This window comes from Streptomyces sp. NPDC005963 (assembly GCF_040638655.1).
Taxonomy (GTDB): Bacteria; Actinomycetota; Actinomycetes; order Streptomycetales; family Streptomycetaceae; genus Streptomyces.
Genome location: NZ_JBEXVD010000056.1, coordinates 1 through 11,767, shown reverse-complemented (window position 1 = coordinate 11,767; position 11,767 = coordinate 1). Strand labels below are relative to the sequence as shown.

Below are 11,767 nucleotides of genomic sequence, written 5' to 3'. Positions count from 1 at the left end.
AGCCTGGGAGAGCGGTCTCGCAGTCGACTGGTCCCAGGCGTTCGCCGACACCGGCGCCCGACAGGTCGAACTCCCCACCTACCCCTTCCAACACCGGCACTACTGGCTGAAGCCCCCTGCCCCCGTCACGACTTCCCCCGCAGCCGATGACCGCTGGGAAGACCTGGAACGACAGGACCCCGCCCAGTTGGCCCGGGATCTGGGCGTCCGCCGAGAGTCGCTGGACGAAGTCCTGCCCGCCCTGGCGACCTGGCACTCGGACAGAACCCGCGAGAGGCGCGCCGACTCCTGGCGCTACCACGTCGCTTGGTCGCCGCGGTCGACCACGCCGGCTGACGGCCTCGGCGGTCGCTGGTTCGCCGTACATCCCGAAGGCGATGCGGCAGCGGCCGTCCTGGACGCTCTCGGCGACATCGGAGTCGACCTCCTACGGTGCTCCGTCCCCGATTCGGGCACGACCCGTGAGCAACTGGCCGAACTGCTCAAAGAGACCGCGGGGGAGCAGCCGATCGACGGGGTGCTGTCGCTGCTGTCCTGGGAGGAGCGCCCCCATCCCGAGCATTCCGACCTGCCCGGTGGCCCGGCGCTGACCCTCGCACTCGCCCAAGCGCTGGAGGACACCGGGATCGACGCCCCCCTGTGGATGCTGACGACCGGAACAGCGGTCCTCGGCGGTGCGGAGCGGCCCGGACACGTCGGTCAGGCGGCGTCCGCAGCCCTGGGCCGGACACTGGCCCTGGAGCACCCGCACCGCTGGGGCGGCCTGGTCGACGTACCCGAGATGCTGGACTCGCGTGCCGCGCGCCGTTTGTGCGCGGTACTCGCGGGTGCCGTGGCCGACGAGGAGCAGGTGGCGGTGCGGTCAACCGGGGTCCACGGGCGCCGCCTTCGGCCCGCCCCCGCCCCGTCGAATGCCCGCACGGACCGTTCGGCCGCCGGGGTGCCGTGGAGTTGGCGACGGAACGGGACGGTCCTCGTCACCGGTGGCACCGGTGGGGTCGGCTCGCACACCGCGCGTTGGCTCGCGAGCCAAGGGGCCGAACGGCTGCTGCTGGTCAGCCGTCGCGGTGCCGAGGCACCCGGCGCGGACGAGTTGCGGACGGAACTGACGGCACTCGGCGTCCACGTGGACATCGACGCGTGCGACGTCGCCGACCGGGCCGCGCTGGAGGCGCTCATCGCGGACGTCCCGCAGGAGTACCCGCTCTTCGCCGTCATCCATGCGGCGGGTGTCCTGGACGACGGTGTCCTCGACGCACTGGACCCCGAGCGGCTCGCCGTCTCGCTGCGCGCCAAGCTGACCGCCGCGCAGAACCTCCACGAGGTCACCGAGGGCCTCGACCTCTCGGCCTTCGTGGTGTTCTCGTCGGTGATGGGCGTCCTCGGCAGCGCGGGGCAGGGCAACTACGCGGCGGCCAACGCCGCCGTCGATGCCCTCGTCGCTGCGCGCCGGGCCGCAGGGCTCCCTGGTACGGCCGTGGCCTGGGGAGCCTGGGCCGGGGGCGGGATGCTCGCGGACGGTGTCGCCGAGCGGCTACGGGACTTCGGCATGCCGGTGATGGAACCCGAGTCGGCGGTCACCGCGATCGGTCGGGCGCTCGCGGCGGACGACGCACTGGTCCTGGTGGCCGATGTGGACTGGCGGCGCTTCGCCACGAGCATGGGGGTGCCGTCCGCCCTGCTGGACGGGCTGCCGGACTCGACCGCGGAGATGGCCCTCCCGACCGACGTCCCACCGCCGACGCAGCAGAGCGGCTCGACCGGAGCGCTGCGCCAACAGGTGGCCGGTCTGCCTCGTCGCGAGGACCGGGTCGGGACGCTCACCGAACTGGTGCGCACCCATGCGGCGACGGTCCTGCGCCATCCCGACGTCGAGGCGGTCCTCCCAGGAAAGGCGTTCTCCGCACTCGGCTTCGACTCGCTCACGGCGGTGGAACTGCGCAACAGGCTCGCCGCCGTGACCGGACTCAAACTTCCCGCCACCGTTCTGTTCGACCATCCCACACCGTCGGCGCTGGCCGATCGGCTGCTCACGGAGCTGGGTCTTCCCGACACCGCGTACGAGAACGCGACGCCCGCAGGGGTCGCCCGGGTGGAGGAACCCAGTGGGAACGAGCCGATCGCGATCATCGGCATGGGCTGCCGCTTCCCCGGCGGGATCGAGAAGCCCGAAGACTTCTGGCGGCTGCTGTCGGAGGGCACCGACGCCGTGGGCGACTGGCCTTCGAACCGGGGCTGGGACACCGAGGGGCTGTACGACCCCGACCCCGACCGGCCCGGCACCACGTACAGCAGACAGGGCGGATTCCTCCACGACGCGGCCGAGTTCGACGCCGAGTTCTTCGGCATCTCGCCCCGCGAGGCCCTGGCGATGGACCCGCAGCAGCGGCTGTTGTTGGAGACCGCCTGGGAAGCGGTCGAGGGCGCCGGCCAGGACCCGACCTCGCTGAAGGGCCGTCAGATAGGTGTCTACGTCGGCACCAACGGCCAGGACTACCCCGCCCTGCTGGACGGGGCGGAAGGGATCTCCGAAGGACATCTGCTCACCGGGAACACGGCCAGCGTGCTGTCCGGGCGGCTCTCCTACGTACTCGGCCTCCAAGGGCCCTCGCTCACACTGGACACCGCGTGCTCGTCCTCGCTGGTCGCCCTGCACCTGGCCGTGCAAGCGCTGCGGCGCGGGGACTGCGAGCAGGCACTCACGGGCGGGGTCACCGTGATGAGCACCCCGAAACTCTTCGTGGAGTTCAGCCGCCAGCGCGGACTCGCCGTCGACGGACGGTGCAAGGCGTTCTCGGCGGACGCGGACGGCACCGGTTGGGGCGAAGGCGCCGGTGTGCTCCTGCTGGAGCGGCATTCCGATGCCCTCCGTCACGGCCACCCCGTTCTTGCGCTGATCAGTGGCACCGCGGTCAACCAGGACGGTGCCAGCAACGGGCTCACCGCCCCCAACGGACCGTCCCAACAACTGGTCATCCGCGCCGCCCTGGCCGACGCAGCGCTGCGCGCCGACCAGATCGACGCCGTCGAGGCCCATGGCACCGGCACGAGGCTCGGTGACCCCATCGAGGCGCAGGCACTCCAAGCCGTCCACGGACCGGAGCGCCCCACGGACCGACCGCTGTGGCTCGGCTCGGTGAAGTCGAACATCGGCCACACCCAGGCAGCAGCCGGTGTGGCCGGGGTGATGAAGATGGTCCTGGCGATCCGTCACGGCGAGCTGCCGAGCAGTCTCCACGTCGGTGCGCCGAACCCGCACGTCGACTGGTCCGGCGGTGAGGTCCGTCTGCTGACCGAGCGGACCCCCTGGCCCCAGACGGACGGGCCGCGTCGGGCAGGAGTGTCGTCGTTCGGCATCAGCGGGACGAACGCGCATGTGATCGTCGAGCAGGCGTCGGCCAACGCGAACGTGTCCACCTCCCCACCCGTTGCTCCTGCCCGCCGTACCGGCACGGCTGCGCCCCTACTGCTTTCGGCCAGGACCCCGGAGTCGTTGCGGGCGCAGGCCGAACGACTGCGTGACCGGCTCGACGGCGATCCGAGCGTCGACCTCGCCGATGTCGCGTACTCACTGGCCACCGGACGGGCCTCGCTCGAACACCGCGCCGCCGTTCTGGCGCCGGACCCGGAGTCCGCCCGGCGCTCGCTCACCGCGCTGGCCCAGGGCAGTAGCTCGGGCTCGGTGCTCACCGGTGGCACCGGCCGCCCCGGCCGGACGGCCTTCCTCTTCCCTGGGCAGGGCAGCCAACGGGCGGGAACCGGTGCGGAGCTCTACCGGGACGACCCGGTGTTCGCCGACGCCCTCGACGAGGTCCTCACCGAACTGGACCCCCACCTCGACCAGCCACTGCGCGACATCCTGTTCGCAGCCGCGGACACCCCGGGGGCGGCACTGCTCGAACGCACCCGCTACACCCAGCCCGCGCTGTTCGCCCTGGAGACGGCACTGTTCCGGCTGGTCCAGCACTGGGGTGTAGAACCCGACCTGCTGATGGGGCACTCGATCGGCGAACTCTCCGCCGCCCACGCGGCCGGCGTGCTGGACCTGCACGACGCCTGTGCGCTGGTGGCCGCCCGGGGACGGCTGATGGACGCGCTGCCCGGCGGCGGGGCGATGGTGGCGGTGGAGGCCACCGAGGAGGAGGCACGGCAGGCGCTGTTCGACGACCGTGCCGAACACGTCGCCTCCGGAGCTGACGCGGACCCGAAAGCGGTGGACATCGCCGCCGTCAACGGACCGACCTCCGTCGTGCTGTCAGGCGACGCCGACGCGGTGCAACGCCTCGCCGAGGCGTTCCGCTCCCTCGGTCGACGCACCCGTGCCCTGAGCGTGAGCCATGCGTTCCACTCCGCCCGGATGGAGGGGATGCTCGACGCGTTCCGGCAGGTGGCCGAGGGACTGACCTACCACGCGCCCCGGATCGCCGTCGTCTCCAACCTGACCGGGCAGACCGCCACGGCGGAGGAACTCTGCTCGCCCGACTACTGGGTGCGCCATGTCCGGGGCACCGTGCGCTTCCTCCAGGGCACCCATCGGCTGCGGTCCGAGGGCGCGACGACGTTCCTCGAACTCGGACCGGGCGGCGTGTTGTCCGCCATGGTGCACGCATGCCTTCCGGACCCGGACGACGGCGGGACGGTGCCACTGCTGCGCGCCGATCGCCCCGAAGCGGGCTCGGTCCGCACGGCGCTCGCCTCGCTGCACCTGCGCGGTGTCCCGGTGGACTGGTCGGCGAGTTGGAGCGGCACCGCCGTCCAGCGGATCGACCTGCCCACCTATGCCTTCCAGCGCCAGCGCTTCTGGCCCGAAACCCCTCACGCCCGGGACTCCCGTCGCGAGCCCCGGACCACCACCGCCCCGCGCCGCTACCGGATCGACTGGCAACCGCTGACAGCGCCCGCGTCGGCCCGGCTCGCCGGACGGTGGCTGCTGGTCACCCCGGACGGGCCCGACGCCGAGGACACCGCACTCATCTGCGAGAGGGCTCTCGCCGGACACGGCGCCGACGTGGTGGTGACCCGGGTCCCAGCCACCATCGGACGCGGTGAACTGGCCCAGCGACTCCTGGAGTTCGGCCAGCTCACGGGTGTCCTCTCGCTGCTGGGCCTGGCCGAGGGACCGCATCCTCGCCTGGACGCGCTCGACGCCCCCCTGACCGGAACACTGCTCCTGCTCCAAGCACTGGGCGACAGCCGGATCACCGCACCGCTGTGGTGCGCCACACGCGGCGCCGTCGCGGCGGCGAGCACCGACGCCGTCCGGCCCGAGCAGGCCCAGATCTGGGGACTGGGACGGGTCGCGGCACTGGAACACCCACAGCGCTGGGGCGGCCTGGTGGACCTGCCGGACCAGCTGGACGAACCCGCGCTGGCCGGACTCTGCGCGGTGCTCGCCGGGCTGGACGGCGAAGACCAGGTGGCGGTGCGCGGGCCCGGGCTGCTGGGGCGCCGGCTTGTCCAACCGCCGGAGTCAACCGTCTCCCCGGGCACGCCCTGGACGCCGCGCGGCACCGTGCTGGTGACGGGAGGCACCGGTGGGCTCGGCGCCCATGTGGCGCGCTGGCTGGCGGAACAGGGCGCGGAGCATCTGGTCCTGCTGAGCCGGCGCGGCCCCGATGCGCCCGGAGCCGCCGAACTGGTCACAGCCCTGGCCGCGCTCGGGGCCCGGACCACACTGCTGGCCTGCGACGTCAACGACCGCACCGCACTGGAACGGGTCATGGAGCGGCTGCACGACGAACACGACACCGTACGGGCGGTGGTGCACGCCGCAGGCCTCACCTCCGACACCGCGATCGCGGACTGCACGCTGGACGAGCTCTCCGAGCGCACGGCCGCCAAGAAGCACGGCGCGGCACATCTCGACGCCCTGTTCCACGACCGCGAGCTCGACGCCTTCGTACTGTTCTCCTCGATCTCGGCCACCTGGGGCAGCGGTGGCCAGGGAGCGTACGCAGCGGCGAACGCCTACCTGGACGGCGTGGCGGCGGCCCGGCGCGGTCGGGGCCTGGCCGCGACTTCGGTGGCCTGGGGTCCCTGGTCCGGCGCGGGAATGGCGGACGGCGTGGTCGGCGACGGCCTGCGCCGCCATGGACTCGTGCCGATGGCCCCCGAGTCGGCGCTCGCCGCACTCGGCCTCGCACTGGAGGCTGACGACTGTGAGCCGGTGGTCGCCGCCATCGATTGGAGCCGCTTCGCGCCCACCTTCAGATCCGTACGGGACAGCGCCCTGCTGCGCGGCCTGCCGGAAGCCACGCCGGACGACGGCCCCGGGGCGGCTGATGCCTCCCACACCTCCACCCCCGGTACGAGCGGCGACCCGTCATGGCGGCGCAGGCTGGAGCTGCTCCCCGAAAGCGAGGGCCAGCAGCTGTTGCGGGAGTTGGTGAGGAGCGAAGCGGCCGTCGTCCTCGGCCACGAGTCGGCCGCCGGTTTCACGTCCGACCGTCCGTTCCGTGAGGCGGGCTTCGACTCGCTCACCGCCGTCGAACTGCGCAACCGGCTGGTCGCCGCCACCGGCCTGCCGCTCACGCTCACCTCGGTGTTCGACCACCCCACGGCCGCCGCACTCGGCGCGCACCTCTTCGCCGGGCTGAGCGACGCGTCCGCCGCCGTTGCGGACGGCTCGGCCGGGTCCGCCCCCGAGCCCGTGGCGTCCGATGAGCCGCTCGCGATCGTCTCGATGGCCTGCCGCTTCCCTGGCGGCGTCCGATCGCCCGAGGACCTGTGGCAACTCGTCACCGACGGAGTGGACGCGGTCGCAGCGCTGCCCACCGACCGGGGCTGGCCGATGGACACGCTGTACGACCCCGACCCCCTGCACCCGGGCACCTTCTACACCACCGGAGGCGGCTTCCTGGACGGGGCCGCCGAGTTCGACGCGGAGTTCTTCGCCATCTCGCCGCGTGAAGCCCTCGCCATGGACCCGCAGCAACGGCTGCTCCTTGAAGCCGGCTGGGAGGCGCTGGAACGGGCCGGCCTCGACCCCGCTTCGGTGCGCGGCAGTGAAGGTGGTGTCTACCTCGGCGTCGCGGGCCAGGGTTATGGCACCGGACCGCAGGACCCGTCAGCGGACGTCGAAGGACACCTGCTCAGCGGCACGGTGACCAGCGTCGCATCCGGCCGTATCGCGTACACCCTCGGCCTCGGCGGCCCCGCCGTCACCGTGGAGACGGCCTGCTCGTCCTCTCTGGTGGCACTGCACCTGGCCGGCCAGGCGCTGCGCTCGGGGGACTGCTCGTTCGCCCTGGTCGGCGGCGCCGCGGTGATGGCGAGCCCGGACGTCTTCGTCGAGTTCAGCCGACAGCAAGGACTGTCGCCCGACGGCCGCTGCCGGTCCTTCGCCGAAGCGGCGAACGGTACGGGCTGGGGCGAGGGCGTGGGCGTGCTGCTCGTCGAACGGCTCTCCGACGCCCGCCGCCTGGGGCACCCGGTGCTCGCCCTGGTGCTGGGCACGGCCGTGAACCAGGACGGGGCCAGCAACGGTCTGACCGCCCCCAGCGGGCCCGCGCAACAGCGGGTGATCAGGACCGCGCTCGCCACGGCCGGAGTGTCCGGCGCCGATATCGACCTGGTCGAGGCGCACGGCACCGGAACCGTGCTGGGCGACCCGATCGAGGCCGATGCCCTGCTGGCCACCTACGGGCAGGACCGGCCGGACGGCCGGCCGTTGTGGTTGGGGTCGTTGAAGTCCAACATCGGCCACACCCAGGCCGCCGCTGGTGTCGCCGGCGTCATCAAGACCGTGATGGCACTGCGGCACGGAGTGCTCCCCCGGACGTTGCACGCGCAGGAGGCGACGAGCCGGGTGGACTGGTCCGCGGGTGCGGTCCGACTGCTCGCCGAAGCCCGTCCCTGGGACGCCCCGGAAGGAGACCGGCCGCGGAGGGCCGGGGTCTCCGCGTTCGGGATGAGCGGCACCAACGCCCACGCGATCCTGGAGGCGGCCCCCGACGCCGGCTCCAGCGGGGTTCCCGCCAACACGGCCGACGTACCGTTCGAAGACGCAGAAGCGGCGGTTCCATGGCTGCTCTCCGCCAGAACCCCCGCGGCGCTGCGACGCCAGGCGCGACGGCTGGGCGAGCACGTGCGGGCCCACCCCGGCCAGGGGCCCGCCGAGTTGGCCCGCGCACTCGCCGTCACCCGTCCGGCCCTTCCCTGCCGGGCGGCTGCGATCGGCCGTGACCGCGACGGGCTCCTCAGCTGGCTGGACGCACTCCAGGCGGGAGAACCCGCGCCGAACGCGGTGCAGGACCGGGTACGCGGCGGCCGAACGGCCTTTGTCTTCCCCGGCCAGGGCTCGCAGTGGGACGGCATGGCCGCGGAAGCACTCGGCGCATCGGAGGCGTTCGCCGAGGCGGTCGCCGCCTGCGAGCGCGCGCTTGCACCGCACACCGACTGGTCCCTGACGGAGGTGCTGCGGGGCACCCCCGGGGCACCGTCGCTCGACCGCGTGGACGTGGTGCAGCCGGTGCTGTGGGCGGTGATGGTCGCGCTGGCCGCACACTGGCGCAGCACCGGGGTCGCGCCCGATGCGGTCGTCGGGCACAGCCAGGGCGAGATCGCCGCCGCCTGCGTGGCCGGAGCCCTTTCGCTGGACGACGCGGCACTCGTGGTGGCACTCCGCAGCCGGGCCCTGCTGCGGCTGGCCGGTAGCGGGGGCATGGTGTCGCTCGCCGCTTCCGCCGAACGGGCCGAGGCACTCTTCCCCGACGGCGGGCACCTCTGTGTGGCCGCGGTCAACGGTCCCGACGCCGTGGTCGTCGCGGGAGAGCCCGAGTACCTGTCAGCCCTGCTGGCTGCGTGCGAGCGAGAGGGATTGCGGGCCAGGACGATCCCGGTGGACTACGCGGCCCACTCGGCCCACGTCGCCGAGATCGAGGAGGAACTGCGCGGCGCGCTGACCGGGATACGTCCACGGGCCTCGGCGGTCCCGCTCTACTCCACGGTGACCGGGAAGCCCGTCGCGGGGGAGTCGCTGGACGCCGACTACTGGTACCGGAACCTGCGCGAGCCGGTCGACTTCGTGGGAGCTACCAGCGCCCTGCTGGAGACGGGCCACACCCTCTTCATCGAGGCCAGTCCGCATCCGGTGCTGATCGCCGGGATCGAGGCGGTGGCGGAGGAGGCCGGACGGGAGGTGTCGGCCGTCGGCACGCTACGGCGCGAAGACGGCGGCCGGGACCGGCTGTTGGCCTCGCTCACCGAGGCATGGGCGAGCGGAGGCGGTCCGGTGGACTGGTCGGCCTGGACGGCTGCGCCGCCCGGGCAGATCGGAGCGGAGCCGATCCTGCTGCCGACCTATCCGTTCCAGCGCGAGCGGTACTGGCTGCCCACCCCGGGCCGCACCGGTGCCCCTGCCGTCGCTGAGGAGGCACCGGCTGCGGAACCCGCCGATGCGGAGCCCGAAGACGACGCCACACCTGCTTCCCGACTGGCCGCGCGATTGGCCACGTTGGACCGACAGGGACGCCGCCAGGCCGTCCTCGACCTGGTCATCGGACATGCAGCGGCGGTCCTCGGCCACCCGGGAGCCGGCCCGGTCCGACCGGAACGCTCCTTCTCCGAGGTCGGCTTCGACTCGATGCTCGCCGTGAGGTTCAGGAACCGGCTGTGCGAGGCCACCGGCTTGCCCGTACCACCCACGGTCGTCTTCGACCATCCGACGCCCGAAGCCCTCGCCGCCCATCTGGACGCGGAGCTGTCCACCGCACCCGAGCCGCTCTCGCCGGTGCTGGCCGAACTCGACCGGCTGGCCGCGACCCTCGCGGCGGTCCCGCCCGGAACAGCGGGCGCCGACATGGTCGGCGAGCGGCTGAACGATCTCCTGCGCGGCTGGGGACTGCGCACCGTCCCGGCCAACGGCTCGGGACCCCCGTCCGAACCGGTGGACGTCGCTGCGACGGCAACGGCGGACGAACTGTTCGCCCTGCTCGACAACAACTTCGGCACGGCCTGAGAGAGAGCTGGCACAGATGTCCGACGACAAGAAGCTGCTCGACTACCTCAGGCGTGCCACCGCCGACCTCGGTGACGCCAGGAGGCAACTGAGGGAGGCCGAGCAGGCCCGGCACGAACCGATCGCGATCGTCTCCATGGCCTGCCGCTATCCCGGCGGGGCGAACTCGCCCGAATTGTTGTGGGACCTGGTCTCCGGAGGCGTTGACGCGGTCTCCGAGTGGCCGGTCAACCGTGGTTGGGACGTCGAAGCCCTCTACGACCTCGATCCCGACCGGCCCGGAACGTCCTACACCCGGCACGGTGGCTTCCTGCACGAGGCCGCCGAGTTCGATGCGGAGTTCTTCGGCATCTCGCCGCGCGAGGCCCTGGCGACTGACCCGCAGCAGCGGCTGGTGCTGGAGACCGCCTGGGAGGCGGTCGAGCGGGCGGCGATGGATCCCCGCTCCCTGCGGAGGACCAGCACCGGTGTCTTTCTCGGCGCCATCGGCAACGGATACGGCGCGGGTTCCCGTCACCTTCCCGAGGTCCAAGGTCTGCTGGACACCGGAACCGCGAGCAGCGTGGTGTCCGGACGGATCGCCTACACCCTGGGCCTGGAGGGGCCCGCGGTGACCGTCGACACGGCCTGCTCGTCCTCGCTGGTCGCGCTGCACCTGGCGATCCGTGCCCTGCGTGCCGGGGACTGCTCACTGGCGCTGGCCGGCGGGGTCTCGGTGATGGCGACCCCCGATGCGTTCGTGGCGTTCAGCCGTCAGCGCGCGTTGGCGGCTGACGGCCGCTGCAAGGCGTTCGGGGCCGATGCGGACGGCACCGGCTGGTCCGAGGGTGTCGGAGTACTGCTGCTGGAACGTCTGTCGGACGCCCGTCGCAACGGACACCGGGTGCTCGCCGTGGTGCGTGGGTCGGCCACGAACCAGGATGGTGCGAGCAACGGTCTGACGGCGCCCAGTGGTCCGTCGCAGCAGCGGGTGATCCGGGCGGCGTTGGCGGATGCGGGGCTGACGGCGTCCGATGTGGACGTGGTGGAGGCGCACGGTACGGGTACGACGCTGGGCGACCCGATCGAGGCGCAGGCGCTGTTGGCGACGTACGGCCAGGGCCGAGCGGAACGACAGCCCCTATGGCTGGGATCGTTGAAGTCGAACATCGGCCACACCTCGGCGGCTGCCGGTGTGGGCGGCGTCATCAAGATGGTGCTGGCGATCCAGCACGGCGAACTGCCCCGGACCCTGCACGCGGACGTTCCGACGCCCATGGTGGACTGGTCGACGGGGGCAGTGGAACTGCTCTCCGAAGCCCGCACCTGGCACGACACGGGCCGACCGCGCCGGGCCGCCGTGTCCTCCTTCGGCGTCAGTGGCACCAATGCACATCTGATCCTGGAGCAGGCCCCGGCCGAGGAGCCCGAGCCCACAGCAGACGAGCCCGCGGCAGAGCCCACAGTTCCCCAGGCACAACACGTACCCCTGCCGTGGGTGTTGTCGGGTCGTAGTGATGAGGCGTTGCGGGAGCAGGCTGCGCGGCTGTTGGCGCACTTGGGTGCTGGCCCTGTTCCGCAGCTGGGCGAGGTGGGTTGTGCTCTTGCTACCACTCGTACGGCTTTTGAGCGGCGGGCTGTGGTGGTGGGTGATGAGGTGGGTCGGATGCTTGATGGGGTGCGGGCGTTGGCTGAGGGTGGTTCTGTGCCGTATGTGGTGTGTGGTGGTGGGGTTGTGTCGGGTCGTTCGGTGTTGGTGTTTCCGGGGCAGGGGTCGCAGTGGGTGGGGATGGCGGTGGGTTTGTTGGATGAGTCGGTGGTGTTTGGGTG

At 72.3% G+C, this 11,767-nt stretch carries 2 protein-coding genes; both read left to right on the top strand.

Annotated features, from left to right (window positions below; genetic code table 11):
• The first annotated feature begins 106 nt into the window (after positions 1-106).
• On the top strand, positions 107-9,958 hold the full coding sequence (locus ABZ348_RS34155) for an SDR family NAD(P)-dependent oxidoreductase (protein ID WP_358939827.1): 9,852 nt from the start codon (positions 107-109) through the stop codon (positions 9,956-9,958).
• A 16-nt stretch (positions 9,959-9,974) separates the two neighbouring features.
• The coding region (locus ABZ348_RS34150) for a beta-ketoacyl synthase N-terminal-like domain-containing protein (RefSeq protein ID WP_358939825.1) at positions 9,975-11,767 on the top strand (1,793 nt) is incomplete at its 3' end.